Raw genomic sequence first — 16462 nt, forward strand, 5'->3', positions numbered from 1 at the left:
ACATATAAAAGGGATGATAAATGACAAAAGGGGGATGCGTAAAATGGATGAAAAAACGTTGACGCTTGGGCTGGATGCCCTCTGGGTCATGCTTTCGGCGGTGCTCGTCATCGGCATGCAGGCAGGGTTTGCTTTGCTTGAGGCCGGATCAACGCGCATGAAAAACTCCGGGCATGTGGCTGGCAAACAAATTTTAAGCTTTGCTATCGCCTCATTGGCGTTTTGGGCGTTCGGCTTTGCGATTGCGTTTGGGGCTGGGAATAGCTTCATCGGGACGGAAGGATGGTTTTTAAAAGAAGGAAAAGGAACGTTTGACTCGTTGTCGTGGGCGAATGTGCCGCTCGAGCTCAAATTTTTATTCCAGCTCGGCTTTGCCGGCGTGTCGCTGGCCATCGCTTGGGGCGGCTTCGCTGAGCGGGCGAAGCTGTCTGTTTATTTTCTTTTTGGCACGATTTTTACGATCGCCATTTACCCGGTGATCGGCCATTGGGTGTGGGGCGGCGGCTGGCTCGGGCAACTCGGGATGCAAGATTTCGCTGGTTCAACCGTTGTCCACTTGCAAGGCGCGATTGCGGCGCTCATCGCCACGGTCTTGCTTGGCCCGCGCATCGGCAAGTTCAATAAAGACAAGACGCCAAACGTCATTCCGGGGCATAACCAAGTGTATACAGTCATTGGCGGATTGATTTTATGGATCGGCTGGTTCGGCTTTAACGCGGGCAGCACGATGGCGGTTGGCGACGGATTTTTCGGCTATGTGGCCTTGACGACGAACTTGGCTGCTGCGGCGGGGGCGGTTGCTGCGATCTTGACGGCGAAAATTTTGGTCGGCAAAGCGGACATTCCGGCGATGGTCAACGGTGTGTTGGCGGCATTGGTTGCCATTACAGCGGCGTGCGCGTTCGTTGAACCGTGGGCGGCGGTCATCATCGGTGCAGTGGCGGGATCGTTCACGTTCTGGACGTCCATCTACTTCGAACGCAAAGGGATTGATGATCCAATTTACGCCTTTTCCGTCCACGGCATTGCCGGCATTATCGGCACGATTTCAACTGGGTTTTTCGCTTCGCCGCGTTTAGTCGAGATCACGGGCATCGGGAAGGCCGGACTGTTTTACGGCGGCGGATTTGATCAGCTGATTGTGCAAACGGTCGGGGTGCTCGGCGCTGCGGTGTATGTCGCTGCCGTTTCGTTTATCATCTTATATGCCATGAAGAAAACGATCGGACTGCGTGTGACGGCGGAACAAGAAATTTCAGGTCTTGATATTAGCGAGCACGGCTCTTATGGCTATCCGGAACAGCTCGATCCCGTGTATCAGCCGAAGACAGCTGCCCAGCAATAGCCAAGGGGGAAAAGGAGGTGGAATCGTTGGCGGAAAAGGTGGCCGAACGGCTAAGTGCAGCCGAGTCGGCCGCCGAACTTCGTTTTTGTCATGATGAACTGGCGCGTGAACTGCGGCGCTGTTTGACGCTTGAACAAATGGAGCAGCTTGCAAGCGACATCGTTTGTGTGCATGAAGCCATCCTTCGCCGCGCGTTTTTCCTTGCGGAGCGGGAGACGATGAAACAGTCGGTCGGCATTCGTCCCTCGGCGTGGTGCTGGTATGTGATGGGAAGCATCGGCCGGCGTGAGCCGACGATCTGGACGGATCAGGATCACGGCGTTTTATTCGACTGTCCCGAGGAAGTGGAGGCGGATTGTTATGAATTCATCCGCCATATGGCGGCGATTGGGGTGGACATGTTGCATGAGGCTGGGTATCCGTACTGCTCCGGTTACGTGATGGCGACGAACAAGCGGTGGGCGCAGTCGGTCCGCGGTTGGGAGCAACAACTTTCTTCCTATTTCGAAAGCGGGTGGCCGAACGACATTCGTTTTTTGTTGATCGCGATGGATATGCGTCCGCTTTATGGCGAGCTGAGATTGGCTGAGGAGGGCAGGAGGATGTTGTTTTCAGCGGTGGCCAAACGGCCGCCGCTGTTGGCGCGCATGGGGGAGCACGTTCAATTCCCTCCGGTTCCGCTCGGTTGGCTGGGTAACGTGCAAACGGAGCGATGGGGGCCGCATAGTGGGGCCGTTCATATGAAACAAAGCGGCTACGTGCAACTCGCCAACGCCTTAAAATGGTTAGCCTGTTTTGCTCAAGTCCCAGCGGCGGACACGGCAGAGCGGCGGCGGGCGCTTGAGGCGGCGGGCGTATTGACGGCACCGCTTTCCACCGCCGTTGGCGAGGCGCTGTCTGTTTACTATTCGATTCGTCTCAAGTACAGCACCGAGGCGAGGGATGGTCGTGAATATGTGTTATGGCGGACGCTTGAGCGGACAGAGCAAAAGCAGCTGAAGCAAGCGATGCGCACCGCAAAACGGTTGCAGCGCTTTGTCGCCCGGCAGGTGGCTCGCATTCATGCATGAGCGGCACCGTTTTTGGCAGCGGGCGCTCCGCTTGTTGTCGCTTGGCGTTCCGCGCGAGGCATCATCCGCCTTATTTGGGCATGACCATTCGCTGCAACAGGAAACATGGCTTCGCTCGCTGCAAAAGGAAAAACAGCACATCATCAATTGGCATGACCGTTTGACTGACATCCCGTTTGTCATCATCGATATGGAAACGACCGGCTTTTCCCCGGAGCAAGGCGATGAAATTTTGGCCATGGCGGCAGCGAAAACGGTCGGAGGAGCCGTGACCGATATGTACATGACGCTCGTCAAGCCGGAAAAGCCGATCCCGCAACACATCTCCGCCTTGACCGGCATTGAGGCGAAGGATGTGGTGTTCGCTCCGCCGCTTGCCGAGGCGCTGCGCACGTTTGTGCCGTTTATTGCCACAGGCGTTTTAGTCGGCTATCATATCGGCCATGATTTGGCGTTTTTGCGCCATGCCCTTTGGCGCCATTATCGGCAAAAATGGAGCGGACGATTTCTTGACTTGCAGCCGATGATGACGCTGATCGGCCATTCGTGCCCGACGTTTGACGATGCGTTAGCTTGTTACGGCATCTGTTGCCCGCGCCGCCATACGGCGGATGGCGACGTCGAAGCGATGGCAAAGCTATGGGCGATTTTGCTCGATGAATTCCGCCAGCGCGGCATCGACACGCTGCATGATCTGTACGCCGCGCTCAGCCGCCACTGACGCTCCTAGGCAGGGCAGAGGACTGGAAGGTTGGTGGAGAATGGTCATTGTTCGCCAAGCGATCGAGTTCGCCGTGAACAAAGAGTTGATTTTACAGGATCAATGTCGTTTTGGCCTAGGGCATCGGCTGAACGAAAAAAAGCGCTAAGTTTGGCGCTTTTTTTGCTGGTATTAGAGCGGTTTGGTCGGCGTCGGTTCGGCGTAGCCTTCTTTATATTTTTCATCGATCATATGCCGAATGTCTTTGATCGATTTCCCTTGATCGTAAGCGGCGATCGATTCAGCGGCGATCTCCAAGCAGACGCCGCATTTGGTCGCATGATCATCCCAGACGACCGAGCCGTCTTCTTTAGTTTCATAGACAAAGCAGTCATAACTGTTCTTATGGCCAGCTGATTGCCCGCAGCCGCAATAGCAAGGGATATTCTCAAGCAGCTCGCGGTGTTCGGCCGCCTGCTGGTACAAGACCGCCATCTCTTCTTCAAACGCGCTCAAAAAGCTTGGCAAATGCTCGATCGATTTTGTTGTTTCGCGAATATCGCCAGTAGCTGTTTTCGTTATATGCGAATGGCTTTGTTCTTGGCTGTTGCCATCTGCGCAGCCTGACAGAAGAACGCTAAACGACAACATACATGCCGCCATCCATACTGGACGTCTCAAATTTCTTCTTCCTTTCTTTTTGGTCGTTTCCTGGCTCGGTTATTGACAGTTTGAATGTATCATACTTTGTCTTGGGCGGCAATCATCTTGTAGCTAGGCGCGTTGCGCTCACCATTCCAGCATAAAAATGGCTGATCAAGGCAGTGCGTTTTCATAAGAAAAAAGAAGACGATGCAAAGGAAGAAGAGGCTTTGCATCGCCTTTCACTGCATTACTGGCCTTGCAGAAAATATTTTTCAATATCATCCAACATCAAGTGGGCCGCAAGTACTCCGCCAGCCGTGTTCCAAATCGTGTTGCTCACTTTGTACACCTTGCCTTGTTTCGCGACGTTTAAGTTTTGAAATAGCGGGTCGTTGATCCATTCTTTTTCAAGTTCGCTCGCTTTGCCGTCCCCCGTCTCATATGTAAAGTAGAACAGGATGTCGCCATCCATTGCTGGAATGCGTTCTTTCGTCACGCCGGTTTCCGCAAAGTCGTTTACGTTTTGCGATTCCGGGCGGGCGAAGCCAAGTTGATCCAAAATGACGCCGGAGAACGAGTCTTTATGGTAAATGCGCACGTCGCCGGCCTCAAAGCGGACGATCGAGACTTTCATGTTTAACTTGTCGCCGAGTTTCGCTTTTAAGTCTTCAATGCGCTTGTCATATTCAGCAATGATTTGTTTCCCTTTTTCCTCTTGGTTCACAGCTTTCGCATACAGCATAAAGTTGTCTTTCCATTTGCCGCGCAGCGTTTCTGAGAACACGGTCGGGGCGATTTGTTTCAGTTGTTCGTAAATTTTTTCATGGCGCATTTTGTTGCCGATGATCAAATCCGGTTTCAAGGCGGCGATCGCTTCCACGTTCGGCTCTGACTCCAAACCGAGCTCTTTGACGCCTTCCATTTTATCTTTAATATGGTCGTACCACGGATCGCCCGTCCACGATTTGACGGCGCCGACCGGCTTTATGCCTAGCGCCAGCAACGCTTCTGTTCCTTCGTTCGTCAAAATGACGACCCGTTTGGGTGTTCCTTTGATTTCGGTCGTGCCCATGGCGTGTTCGACCGTGTAGCTCACTTCCGCTTTCGCCCCATTGTTTTCCGCTGGTTTGGCTGTTTCTTCCTGTTTTCCGCCGCAGCCCGCGAGAAGCAGGAGAGAAAGAATGAAGGCGGAAAAAAGGGTGAGATGTCGTGATTTCACTAGCCAATCCCCCTTGAAGTTTGATAATGAATTTCATTTACGTTGATTATAATAAATAAAATTGAGAATCGTTGTCAACTATATCATAAGAAAATGCGAAAAAAACATTGACGATGAGAGTCATTATCAAATATACTTGACGATAGAGATATAGAGAATGAAGCAAGGGAGATCTCAGAGATGCTGGTGACAAACCGTCAAAAAATGGTTGGCCTTATCGGTTTGCTGATTGTGCTGCTTGCCGCCATGTGGATGAGCATCGTTTGCGGATATACCGATACGAGTTGGCGGCAGGCGGTGGCGGCTCTCATCGACAATAACGGATCGAATGCCCATTTAGTCGCGGCGACGGTTCGGCTGCCGCGAGCGTTGATTGCGGCTGCCGTTGGCGCAAGCCTAGCGATGGCCGGAGCGCTCATGCAAGCGCTGACGCGAAACCCGCTCGCTTCGCCAGGCATTTTCGGCATTAACGCCGGGGCCGGTTTTTTGATTGTTGTGACGGTCACCTTTTTTTCCATTTCTTCATTGCAAATGTTGTCTTGGGTCGCATTTATGGGGGCGGCGATGGCGGCGTTGATCGTGTTTGTGATCAGCGCCGCGGGGAAGGACGGGCTGACCCCGCTCAAAATGACGCTCGCCGGCACGGCGGTCGCGGCTTTATTTGCCTCGCTGACGCAAGGGATGCTGGCGATGAATGAAAAAGCGCTTGAAGAAGTGCTCTTTTGGCTGGCCGGGTCGGTCGCCGGCCGGAAGCTCGAGCTGTTGGCAGCCGTCTTTCCGTATTTGGCTGCCGCTTGGCTTGGGGCCATGTTGCTGGCGCGCCATGTCAACATCTTAATGATGGGAGACGATGTAGCGAAAGGGCTCGGGCAGCGGACAACCTTCATTAAAGCGGCCGCCGCTCTCTTAGTTGTCCTGCTCGCCGGCGGTTCGGTCGCTGTTGCCGGTCCGATCGGCTTTATCGGCATCATGGTGCCGCATATGGCGCGGGCGCTGGCCGGCGTCGACCACCGCTGGCTGCTTCCATACTGCGCCTTGCTTGGCGGGATTTTGCTTCTTATGGCCGATATTGGGGCGCGCTACGTTCTGATGCCGCGCGAAGTGCCGGTCGGCATCGTCACCGCCTTGCTCGGCGTTCCATTTTTCATCTACATTGCCCGCAGGGGGATCGCCGCAAAATGAAAAAATACATCACGGTCCGAATGGGAAAACACATCTCGTTTTTCTATGACAAAAAAGCTGTTGCGGTGCTCGCCGCGCTCATAGCAGCGGCCGTCTTACTTTTCCTGATCAGCATTGGCAGCGGCGAAATGCGCATGTCCCCGCTTGAGGCCGCTGCCGCGCTGTTCGGATACGGAGAGGAAATTCATCAGACGGTGATTGTGACGTTCCGCCTGCCGCGTGTGCTTGTCGCTTGGTTGGCCGGAATGGCGCTGGCTGCCGCGGGTGCCATTTTGCAAGGAATGGTGCGCAATCCGCTCGCTTCGCCGGATGTGCTCGGCATCACCGGCGGAGCGGCGGCCGCGGTCGTTGGCTTTTTGGCGCTATTTAGCGATGAAAACAACTCTTTGACCGTCAGCATCCACTGGCTGCCGCTTGCCGCCTTTCTCGGCGCAGCGACCGCTGCTTGGCTCGTATATATGCTGGCGTGGAAAAACGGCCTCGCCCCGCTTCGGCTCGTGCTTGTCGGCATCGGCGTTTCTGCGCTCATGCAGGCGTTGACGACACTGTTGATGATCACAGGACCCATCTATCGGGCGAGCCAGGCAAACGTGTGGATTACGGGCAGTGTGTATGGAGCTTCTTGGCAGCACGTTTCGCTCATGGCGCCATGGGTCATCGGACTGCTCCTTGTGGCGATATTGGCCGCGCGGCATGTCAATGTGCAGGAGCTGGGCGATGAGCTGGCGATTGGGCTTGGCGGCGCGGTCGAACGGCAACGGCTAGGACTTGTTTTGCTTAGCACCGCGCTCACCGGCGGCGCGGTCGCTTTCGCCGGTGGCATCGGCTTTGTCGGGCTGATGGCGCCGCATATGGCACGCCGGCTTGTTGGTTCGGCGTTTGGTGCGCTGCTTCCGACGGCAGCGCTGTTAGGCGGCGTGCTCGTCATGGGGGCGGATCTCGCCGGGCGGATGCTTTTGGCGCCGACGGAAATCCCGGCCGGCGTATTTACGGCCGCACTTGGTGCGCCATATTTTATTTATTTGTTGTACCGAACCCGGAAACCATAAATGAAGGAGGGGGCAAACATGCACGCGCTGCAGGCGAAAGAATTGACATTGTCGTACGGGGATGCGCTCATTATCGATCGGTTGAACTTGACGATTCCAAAAGGGAAAATCACGGTGTTCATCGGCGCGAACGGCTGCGGCAAGTCGACGTTGCTGCGCGCCTTGGCTCGTCTGTTGAAGCCGGCAGGCGGCGCTGTCTTGCTTGATGGAAAAGAGATTGCCAAGCAGCCGACCAAGGAAATCGCCCGCCGTTTGGCCATTTTGCCGCAGTCGCCTGTGGCTCCGGAAGGATTGACGGTCCTTCAGCTCGTCAAGCAAGGGCGTTACCCATATCAAACGTGGCTCAAGCAATGGAGCGACGAAGATGAGCGCGCCGTTGCGCGCGCTTTGTCAGCAACAGGACTGACAGAGCTTGCCGAGCGGCCGGTTGATTCGCTGTCCGGCGGCCAGCGCCAGCGCGCATGGATTGCCATGACGCTGGCGCAAGAAACGGACATCATCTTGCTTGACGAGCCGACCACTTACTTAGATTTGGCGCATCAAATTGATATTTTGGATTTATTGTTCGAACTCAATGCAACAGAACAGCGGACGATCGTCATGGTGCTTCACGATTTGAATTTAGCGTGCCGTTACGCCCATCATCTCGTCGCCATTCGCAACAAAACGGTGTACGCCGAAGGGAAGCCGGAGGATGTCATTTCCCACCAGCTCGTGAAAGATGTGTTCCAAATGGACTGTCAAATTACGTACGATCCGCTCTTTGGCACTCCGCTTTGCATTCCGTACGGCAAAGGGCGGCGCATTCTACAGAAAGAAGGCGTATCGTGATGAGGTTAAGTGAAGAAGAAGTGAAAGCGTTGGAAACGTACCGTTTTTCGAGCGAAGCTGCTGATGTCTCGTCATCGATGTTGTTGGCCCGGCTGCTGAATGATGACGGGCAGCTCGCGAAGTATGTGGCGCACGTCCGCGCCGAGATGGGGGCGGCAAACGACGCGGTTGCCGCTTCGATGCTCGTCAAGCGCCTAAGCTTTTTGGCGCCGATGGCCTTATACGCCATGTCGGTGTGGAACAAGCGGCTTGTGCTCGATCCTGAGCGAATTTGGCTTGATACGGACGGCGAAGGGGAAATGTGGATGCCGCGCTTTCGCCTTGCGCCGCCGGAAGCGGAGATGTGCGGCATTGAGCGCAGCGGTTGGCGCGAGCAGGCCGTTCGCGACGTGTTCGCCGGCTTGTTCGCTCCGCTCATCGTCCGGTTGCGGCGCCTGACGCGTGTATCGCCGCTCATCTTATGGGAAAATGTCGCGATTTATGTGTACTGGGTATATGAACGTTGGCTTGAGGATGAGTCGCTTGCTCCGGTCGCCGACCGGCTGCGCGATGATTTTTATTTCCTTGTTTATGACGCAGACGGCCGCCTGTTTGGCCAAAAAGACAATCCGCTCCGTCGCTTTTGGAAAGGCGCGAGCGGCATGCAGCGGACAACGTGCTGCCTATACGTGCAAACCAACGGGGGGACATGCTGCCAAACGTGCCCACTCAAAGCCCGCCAGCGGCAAACCGGGTGACCGGAAGGCCGCCGGTGGGCAGTTCCATATTTTTGACAAAATGTTTGCGAAATTTGTTGATTTTTGCCGTGATTTTCGTGAAAATGGAAGTGTGGACATCGCTTATTTTGGTGAAACGGCGAGGTAGCAATTGCATGGACAAATATACGGCCTTTTTCCATCACTTCACAGAAGCAGTGGTCATCTTGAATTTGCAAGGCGTGATCATTTACAACAATCCGGCTTTTGCCGGCTTGGCGCTGAGTGAAGAAGTACAGAGGACGCTGTCCGTCGAAGGACGGGCGTTGGTTGAACGGGTGAAACAGCGCCCGGCTGCCTTTCGCTGGGAGTTGCTTGGCGGCTTATTGGTTGCGGGGGTGTCGCCGATCATCGGTGAAAACGGACAGACGGCCGCCGTCTTATGCGTCCTGCGCCGTCAAGCGGAAGAGAGCGGGCTGCAGGAGCGGCTGGCCGAAGCGGAAAGGCGCTTGCAGCTGATCGTCGAACATTCGAGCGATTATGTATTGATTTTTTCCCGCCACGGTGAGTTGGCGTACATTCCGCCGTCGTGGAAACACAAAACGGATGAGCGCCATCCGATAACGTACAAAGATGTGCTGGCGTTTGTCCATCCGGATGATGCGCCGGCGGTGGCGCAAAAACTGGCTGAGCTGTACGATACATATGAAACGCAAGCTGCAGAGTTTCGCAAACAAGGGGAGCAGGGCGAATGGATTTGGGTCGAAGCGCAAGGGAAGGCGATTCTCGACGAGGCAGGGGCATTGGATTGCGTCATTGTAACCGTGAAAAACATCAGCGAGCGGAAACGGTATGAAGAGAAGCTCTGTCAGCTTTCCTACTTCGATTCGCTTACCGGCATCGCCAACCGCAGCTATTTCGAGCGGCATATTCATGAGCTGATCGCGAGTCAGACGCCGTTTGCCCTTTGCTATTTGGATTTTGACAAATTCAAATGGATCAACGATCATTTTTCCCATCAAGCCGGCGATTACTTTTTGCGCGAGGCGGTCAAGCGCGTCGAGCGGGCGTTGCGTCCCGGCGACTTTTTTGCCCGCATCGGCGGCGATGAGTTTGTTCTCTTGTTGCCAAACATCACGAAAACAGAGATGACCGCCTTGGCCGAGCGGCTTGTCAGTTCGTTTCACGAGCCGTTTTATTACGACAAACAGCTCATCCAATCGACTTTATCGATCGGCATCGCTTTTTTCCCGAAAGACAGCGATCGGATCGAGCAAGTGATGAAATACGCTGATCAAGCGTTGTACGAAGTGAAAGAGCGGGGGCGGAACGGCTATGCCTTTTACCGCCCGACCGAGCATCGGCAGGCGGTGATCGAGCAAGATTTGCCGTTTGCCGTTATGCGCGGGCAGTTTTATTTATGCTATCAGCCGAAAGTGAGGCTTGCCAAAGGCCGGGCAATGGGCGTTGAGGCGCTGTTGCGCTGGCGCCACCCGGCGCTTGGCGACATTCCGCCGCTTGATTTCATCCCGCTGGCTGAAGAGAGCGGCTTTATTTTTGAAATTAACGCTATGGGTGTTGGAACGGGCGTGCCGCCAAGTGAAAGAATGGGAAAGAAAATTTCCCAGACTGAAGTTAGCGGTCAATTTATCGCCGTTTTTGCTCAACCGCCCCGAACTTGTCGAGCATGTGAAGCGCATTTTGCGCGAGACGGGGCTAGCGCCTGATCGGCTCATTTTAGAAGTGACAGAAAGCGGGCTGATGGAAAACATTGAGACAGGAAGACACATTTTAACCGAACTGCAGCGACTTGGTGTACAGGCGGCGATCGATGACTTTGGCACCGGTTTCTCTTCGCTCGCGTATATCCGCAATTTGCCGGTGTCGCTGTTGAAAATTGATCGCAGTTTTATTCAAGGCATTGCGGAAAATTCGAAAGATGCGACGATTGTCGATACGATCATTCATTTAGCCAAAAGTTTGGATATTGAAGTGTTGGCGGAGGGAGTCGAGACGGAGTCGCAAGTGGCGCTTCTGTCGCAAATGGATTGCGACTACGCGCAAGGATTTTATTTCAGCCGTTCGCTTGAAGCGGAAAAGCTGCAACAATGGCTAGAAGAACACAACCGCAACGCTTGCGGCGAACCGCCGGCGTAGCCGATCTTTTCCGTTCATTCTTTTCCTCGTTTTGCCGCACACTAACATTGAGCATGGGCAAAGAGGAGGAAACGAAGATGGAATTTGTGCCAAGAAGCGTCGTGATCGACGAGTTTATCGACACGCTTGAGCCGATGATGGAAGCGTATGGCCTCGACCAAGTCGGCATTTTTGAAGAGCATGGTGAAGGCAATCGCTATTATATCGGTTATACGATCAACAAAGATGACGAGATGATCACCATTCACATGCCGTTTGTCAAAAACGAACGCGGTGAACTGGCGCTTGAGAAGCAGGAATGGACCGTTCGAAAAGACGGTCGGGAGAAAAAAGGCTTTCATTCGCTGCAAGAGGCGATGAAAGAAATCATCCATTAACAAGCAGGCGGCCCAGCTCGGCCGCTTTTTTGGCTGACGGAAGGGGAGAGAGGAGCATGATTGCGGAACTCCGCATAGCAGATGAAAAAATGGCCGCTATGGTGCTACGCCTGCAGCGGCGGCGTATGCGATCGAGGCGCAGCTCATCGGCAGCACAGCGCTTCCGCCGCTTCACGATGCGATCGCTTCTCTGCAACGATGCAGCGATCGCTTTTTTGGCTATTTTCAAGGTGAATGGCTCGTTGGGGCGATCGCCTATGAGCGAAGCGGCCCGACGCTTCACCTTTGCCGGCTGATGGTCGACCCGGATTTTTTCCGCCAAGGGATCGCCAGCACGTTGCTTGACTTTGTCATCAAGCAAGAACCGTCGATCAGCGAGATCGTCGTGACGACCGGAAGCGGCAACGCGCCGGCCATTTGCTTTTACGAACGCCATGGGTTTCGCGCCATCGAGCGCATCGAAACACCAGAAAAAATCGAGTTACTGAAACTCGTGAAACGAAGCGGATGACAAGCGGGTGTGAGTTTTCAGTTGTGCATAATGCCGATCTTGGCCATACAGATCCAATGGCAGTGCTGCCGAAAGGCGCTCAAGCAGAGATGAAAAGCGGATCTGTTGCGTTTCGTTTGCCTGAGCGGGCGGTTGAATGATCGATAGATGAATAGAGAGGAGAAGCAAAGGAACACATGGGGACAACCTTGTATTTGACCAGACATGGGGAAACGAAGTGGAACGTCGAAAAGCGGATGCAAGGATGGCAAGACTCGCCGCTCACGGAAAAAGGGCGGCAAGACGCCATGCGGCTTGGAAAGCGGCTTGAAGCGGTGGAATTGGCCGCGATTTACACAAGCACAAGCGGCCGGGCGCTGGAAACGGCCGAGCTCGTCCGCGGCGGGCGGCTCATTCCGATCTATCAAGACGAGCGGCTGCGAGAGATTCAACTTGGCGATTGGGAAGGCAAGACGCATGACGAGATTCGGCAAATGGATCCGACTGGGTTCGATCATTTTTGGAACGCGCCCCATCTGTACGCTCCAAGGCGAGGCGAGCGGTTTTGCGACGTGCAGCAGCGGGCGCTTGAAGCGGTGCGGCGCATCATCGAGCGGCACGAGGGAGAAACGGTGTTAATCGTCACTCACGGCGTTGTGCTGAAAACGCTTATGGCGGCGTTCAAGGGCGCGCCGCTTGACCAGCTGTGGGCGTCGCCGTATATGTACGGCACGAGCGTGACGATTGTGGAGGTGAATGCGGACGTGTTTCGCCTGGTTGTGGAAGGCGATGTTTCCCATCTAGAAGAAGTCAAGGAAGTATAGATAGGGAAGAAGGATGGAGAATTGGAGGCGGCGCTGTTTCTTCGGTTCATCGCCATAATATGCGCTTGGCCAAGCGGATCGGTTTCTTGCGCCATCATGCATCCTCATTCATGATTCAAGAAATGGATGAAAGCTATGAGTGGGCGCCTTCCAGTACAACGTTTGGTGAAGAACTGCTTTTTCTTATCAAGTCTAGTTATCCAAAAAAACAGCCCCGTTTTCCTCGATCGGGAAGCGGGGCTGCGCCGTTTATACGAGCCCGAGCCATCTCGCTAGCTGTGCGGTCGTAAAGGTGACCGCAATGGCAATCGCTGTCGGCAAGGCAAAGGCGACGAACGTCCATTTTGCGCTTTTCGTTTCTTTGTAAATGTTGACGAGCGTCGTGCCGCATGGGTAGTGAAGCAGGGAAAACAGCATCATATTAAGGGCGGTGAGCCACGTCCAGCTGTGGTCGAGCAAAAGTTGTTTAAGAGAATGCAGACCATCGGCTTCGATGAGCGCCCCCGCGGATAAATAGCCCATCAGCAAAATCGGCACGACAATTTCATTGGCTGGCAAGCCTAAAATGAACGCCATCAAAATGTAGCCATCCAATCCCAATGCTTTGGCAAATGGGTCAAGCCAGTCGGCTAAATACGCCAGCACGGTCGTATCTCCCACGTGAACGTTGCCGAGCACCCATGTCAGAATGCCGGCCGGCGCCGCAACCGTTACCGCCCGTTTCAGCACATAGAGCGATTTGTCGAGGGTGGTCCGGATGATCGTCTCCATGATTTTCGGGCGTCGGTACGGCGGCAGCTCCAGCGTGTAATGGGTCGGAATGCCGCGCAAGGCCGTCTTGGATAAGACCCATGAAACGGTCAACGTGACGACGATGCCAAACAACACCATGGCGACGACCACACCTGCTGTCACGAACGTGTTCCATCCGCCTGTATAGCCGGCTGCCATAAATAAGGAGGAAAGCAGGATCAGCGTTGGCCAACGTCCATTGCAGGGGACGAAGTTGTTGGTCAAAATGGCCAGCATTCGTTCGCGCGGTGATTCGATAATGCGCGTCGACATGATGGCCGCCGCGTTGCAGCCGAAGCCCATGGCCATCGTCAGTGATTGTTTGCCATGCGCCCCCGCTTTTTTAAACAAGCGATCCATGTTAAAGGCGACACGCGGCAAGTAGCCATAATTTTCGAGCAACGCGAATACGGGAAAGAAAATCGCCATCGGCGGCAGCATCACGCTGACGACCCAAGCCGTGCCGCGGTATAGGCCAAGTACAATGAGGCCGTGCAACCAGTCGGGGGCGTGAATCGCTTGAAAGGCCATGGTGAGATACGTTTCGATCGTTCCGAACAAGCGGGCGAGCGAATCGGAAAATACGTTGGCGCCGGCGATCGTCATGTACAGGACAGCGGCGAGAAGCGCCAGCATAATGGGAAATCCCCACCGCTTCGACGTGACGATCCGGTCAATTTGTTCCGTTCGATCACGTTTTGCGACCGCTGTATGCGTGACACATTCTTGAGAAAGCGCAGCGGACGTTTGGAAAATGGCAGACACGATCTGTTCACGCGTGTCAGCCGGTGCTAATGACTTGGCTTCGTTCATGAGCTGGTCAAACTGATTTGACAGATCCGCAGCAGGCATACGCGTTCCCCTCCTTGATCAATGGTTGCGGCGGTTGTTTCAGCGCTTGAAGCAGCGATGCATCACCGTCAAGGAGACGAAGAGCGATCCAGCGAGCAGGATACGTGTCTCCCATCACGTCTTTCACGAGTGGAAGAAGTTTGGCAATGCCTCGTTCGATTTCCGGGCTGTACCGGATGGAAAGCGGGGTGGTGTTGATGCGGCCATGCGCCATGGCATCCACTGTATCAAGCAGTGCATCGATTCCTTCCCGGTTGCGGGCCGAGATCGGCACGACCGGCACGCCGAGTTTGACGGCTAATTTTTTTGTATTGATATGAATGCCTTTCTTTTTCGCTTCATCCATCAAATTGATAGCGATAATGACGCGGTCGGTCATTTCCAATACTTGAAGCGCTAGATTCAAGTTGCGTTCTAATGCCGTCGCATCGACGACAACGACCGTGACGTCAGGACGTTGAAACAGAAGAAAATCGCGCGCCACCTCTTCATCGGCTGAATTGGAATAGAGCGAATACGTTCCCGGCAAGTCGACGATCCGGTACAATGCGCCGCGGTGGCGGCATTCTCCTTCGGCATGAGTGACCGTTTTCCCGGGCCAGTTGCCGGTATGTTGGCGCAGGCCCGTTAAGACATTGAACAACGTGCTTTTGCCGGTGTTCGGATTTCCCATTAAGGCAATCGTATACGTCATATCAGTCATGGTGGATCTTCTCCCCGTAAATATAGTCGCTTTCTTCTTTCCTTAATGCGATCGTCGTGCCACAAACGCGATAGGCGGTCGGGTCGCCAAGCGGGCTTCTTTGTCCCACCTTCACTTCCCCGCCGGGTACAAATCCCAAATCAAGCAACCGCCTTTTTAAAATAGGATCAGGAACATCAACCTTTTCGATGCGAAATCGATCGCCCGGTTTCATATTGGAGAGGCAGCAGTGTTTTGCTTTTGTCATAAAAGTTTCCCTCCGATTAATATTTTTTGTTAAGGACATTTTTTTGGATTAGACCAACTTTTGAATTTATCATATTCCAGTTGCCTCGCTGTTGTCAACAAATTCGTTTCATCTTTTTCTGACAGAGTTGTCGAACCAACAACTATTCAAAACAGTAGGAAATCATGTTATCATATGAATAGTCTGAACAAATTCCAAAAACGCTAACCGGCAAGAAAATGGAGATTCCGATCCGCAAGCTGCTCCTTGGCTTCCCGCTCGAAAAGGCGGTCAACCCAGGCTCGATGGCCAATCCAGAGGTGCTCGACTTTTTCCTCGAGCTGGCGAAGACGCTGGCGGCGAAGACGCAGACAAGCTGAAATGCGAAAGGTTGTTATTAAGTGACGATGCTTAATAACAACCTTTCTATGTATTAGTGAATTATAAATAGAGGAGTCGGGGGTATGGAAGAAAGCAAGCGGACTAGGCTAGTTTGGAAATCCATCGGTGATTGAGGAGCGGACGACGGTGAAAGAGATGTTGGGGCGATGAGACGAGACGGTGTCCGTTTTCATGATGAGAAAGTCCGGAAGATCTGTTTAGGAGAACCTTCCGGGCTTCATTTGCGGCGACGATGATTCGGAGTTTTAGTATGACGTAAGCAGGGGGATGTTGTTTGATGATGGCTATGTTCACACAGGATATGGAACAAGCGTTCAACGTCGAAGAGATCAACGAAATGGAGCGGACTGACGTCTAGTACATATTGAGCGCCGTCTTGACCCGCCTGATCTCCTTTTTGTTTTCGAACAGCTCTTCAACTAAAATGTTTTGGCCGTTGGCGACATCGGTGATCCGTTTGTCCATGTCGGCCACTTGCTGGCTTAATTGGTTGAGTTGTTCATTCGTTTGCTGCACTTGTTTGGCGAGCTGGTCGACTTGCTCATGAGTTTGCTGTACTTGGTGATTCAGCTGCTGCACTTGGCTGTTAAGGTGTTGGACTTGTTGGCCCAGTTGCTGCACTTGTTCGTTTGTTTGTTGCACCTGTTGACCGAGCTGTTGCACTTGCTCGTTTGTTTGTTGCACCTGTTGGCCCAGTTGCTGCACTTGTCCGTTCGTTTGTTGCAGCTGCTCGGCAAGTTCTTTAATGGCTTGCCAAATCATTTCATTTGTAATATCCCCCATTCGACAATCTCCTTTCTCGTTCGATTCTCTCTCTATTATACATGACGAAAGATGGGAACGATAGAGAAAAGATGGCGAAATGTTTTTCTTTGCGGCGCGCCCCCTCGATGTGATATAACA

General features: G+C 53.7%; 16 protein-coding genes and 2 pseudogenes. 12 read left to right on the forward strand and 6 right to left on the reverse strand.

Annotated elements, in window-relative coordinates:
• The first annotated feature begins 43 nt into the window (after positions 1-43).
• Genes NSQ51_RS07295 through NSQ51_RS07305 form a run of 3 tightly spaced genes read left to right on the forward strand, consistent with a single transcriptional unit; the run spans position 44 to position 3136 of the window.
• Complete coding sequence (locus NSQ51_RS07295) at positions 44-1345, forward strand: ammonium transporter (RefSeq protein ID WP_049625274.1); 1302 nt, start codon at positions 44-46, stop codon at positions 1343-1345.
• 17 nt (positions 1346-1362) lie between these two features.
• Entirely contained in the window at positions 1363-2415 is a 1053-nt protein-coding gene (locus NSQ51_RS07300) for a DUF294 nucleotidyltransferase-like domain-containing protein (protein ID WP_033016586.1), read from the forward strand.
• Positions 2408-3136 (forward strand): 3'-5' exonuclease, encoded by a 729-nt coding sequence (locus NSQ51_RS07305; RefSeq protein WP_033016587.1) that lies wholly within the window; start codon positions 2408-2410, stop codon positions 3134-3136. The genes NSQ51_RS07300 and NSQ51_RS07305 overlap by 8 nt, the downstream gene beginning before the upstream one ends.
• Positions 3137-3307: 171 nt before the next feature.
• Here NSQ51_RS07305 and NSQ51_RS07310 read toward each other — a convergent pair whose 3' ends face one another.
• Both NSQ51_RS07310 and NSQ51_RS07315 read right to left on the reverse strand, forming a co-directional pair.
• Positions 3308-3796, reverse strand: coding sequence for a PCYCGC motif-containing (lipo)protein (locus NSQ51_RS07310; RefSeq protein ID WP_049625277.1), 489 nt, complete (start codon positions 3794-3796; stop codon positions 3308-3310).
• A gap of 211 nt (positions 3797-4007) precedes the next feature.
• On the reverse strand, positions 4008-4979 hold the full coding sequence (locus NSQ51_RS07315; protein WP_049625986.1) for an iron-siderophore ABC transporter substrate-binding protein: 972 nt from the start codon (positions 4977-4979) through the stop codon (positions 4008-4010).
• A gap of 180 nt (positions 4980-5159) precedes the next feature.
• On the opposite strand from NSQ51_RS07315, the gene NSQ51_RS07320 reads away from it, so the two are divergent.
• From NSQ51_RS07320 to NSQ51_RS07355, 8 genes and pseudogenes are all read left to right on the forward strand, one after another.
• A complete protein-coding gene (locus tag NSQ51_RS07320; RefSeq protein ID WP_049625287.1) occupies positions 5160-6161 on the forward strand; it encodes an iron ABC transporter permease in 1002 nt (333 codons plus the stop codon).
• Complete coding sequence (locus tag NSQ51_RS07325) at positions 6158-7210, forward strand: iron ABC transporter permease (RefSeq protein ID WP_049625288.1); 1053 nt, start codon at positions 6158-6160, stop codon at positions 7208-7210. Before NSQ51_RS07320 ends, NSQ51_RS07325 begins: the two co-directional genes overlap by 4 nt.
• A gap of 18 nt (positions 7211-7228) precedes the next feature.
• Positions 7229-8041: an ABC transporter ATP-binding protein gene (locus NSQ51_RS07330; protein WP_049625985.1), complete on the forward strand. Its 813-nt coding sequence runs from the start codon at positions 7229-7231 to the stop codon at positions 8039-8041.
• Positions 8041-8778, forward strand: coding sequence for an IucA/IucC family C-terminal-domain containing protein (locus NSQ51_RS07335; RefSeq protein WP_044743913.1), 738 nt, complete (start codon positions 8041-8043; stop codon positions 8776-8778). Before NSQ51_RS07330 ends, NSQ51_RS07335 begins: the two co-directional genes overlap by 1 nt.
• Positions 8779-8912: 134 nt before the next feature.
• Positions 8913-10893: pseudogene (locus tag NSQ51_RS07340) on the forward strand (EAL domain-containing protein).
• A gap of 77 nt (positions 10894-10970) precedes the next feature.
• Positions 10971-11270 (forward strand): DUF5634 family protein, encoded by a 300-nt coding sequence (locus NSQ51_RS07345; protein WP_033016592.1) that lies wholly within the window; start codon positions 10971-10973, stop codon positions 11268-11270.
• A gap of 56 nt (positions 11271-11326) precedes the next feature.
• Positions 11327-11781, forward strand: a pseudogene (locus NSQ51_RS07350) (GNAT family N-acetyltransferase).
• Between the two features lie 176 nt (positions 11782-11957).
• A complete protein-coding gene (locus NSQ51_RS07355) occupies positions 11958-12584 on the forward strand; it encodes a histidine phosphatase family protein (RefSeq protein WP_121649993.1) in 627 nt (208 codons plus the stop codon).
• A 249-nt stretch (positions 12585-12833) separates the two neighbouring features.
• Here NSQ51_RS07355 and NSQ51_RS07360 read toward each other — a convergent pair whose 3' ends face one another.
• The 3 genes from NSQ51_RS07360 to NSQ51_RS07370 are packed head-to-tail and all read right to left on the reverse strand — an operon-like array spanning position 12834 to position 15178.
• Positions 12834-14228 carry a nucleoside recognition domain-containing protein gene (locus NSQ51_RS07360; protein WP_049625323.1) on the reverse strand — a complete coding sequence of 465 codons (1395 nt, stop codon included), beginning with the start codon at positions 14226-14228 and terminating at the stop codon, positions 12834-12836.
• Complete coding sequence (locus NSQ51_RS07365) at positions 14197-14931, reverse strand: FeoB small GTPase domain-containing protein (protein WP_033016595.1); 735 nt, start codon at positions 14929-14931, stop codon at positions 14197-14199. The genes NSQ51_RS07360 and NSQ51_RS07365 overlap by 32 nt, the downstream gene beginning before the upstream one ends.
• A complete protein-coding gene (locus NSQ51_RS07370) occupies positions 14924-15178 on the reverse strand; it encodes a FeoA family protein (RefSeq protein WP_049625984.1) in 255 nt (84 codons plus the stop codon). Before NSQ51_RS07370 ends, NSQ51_RS07365 begins: the two co-directional genes overlap by 8 nt.
• A 218-nt stretch (positions 15179-15396) precedes the next feature.
• Here NSQ51_RS07370 and NSQ51_RS07375 point away from each other — a divergent pair, with 218 nt between their 5' ends.
• The gene (locus NSQ51_RS07375) at positions 15397-15537 is read left to right on the forward strand and encodes a hypothetical protein (protein WP_155266805.1); all 141 of its coding nucleotides are present in this window, start codon (positions 15397-15399) and stop codon (positions 15535-15537) included.
• A 376-nt stretch (positions 15538-15913) separates the two neighbouring features.
• Here the strand turns inward: NSQ51_RS07375 and NSQ51_RS07380 are convergent, their stop codons facing one another.
• Positions 15914-16342 (reverse strand): hypothetical protein, encoded by a 429-nt coding sequence (locus NSQ51_RS07380; RefSeq protein ID WP_033016597.1) that lies wholly within the window; start codon positions 16340-16342, stop codon positions 15914-15916.
• Positions 16343-16462 lie beyond the last annotated feature (120 nt).

Origin of the sequence: Geobacillus sp. FSL K6-0789, from assembly GCF_038593135.1 — a bacterium.
In the GTDB taxonomy this organism is placed as follows: Bacteria; Bacillota; Bacilli; order Bacillales; family Anoxybacillaceae; genus Geobacillus; species Geobacillus stearothermophilus.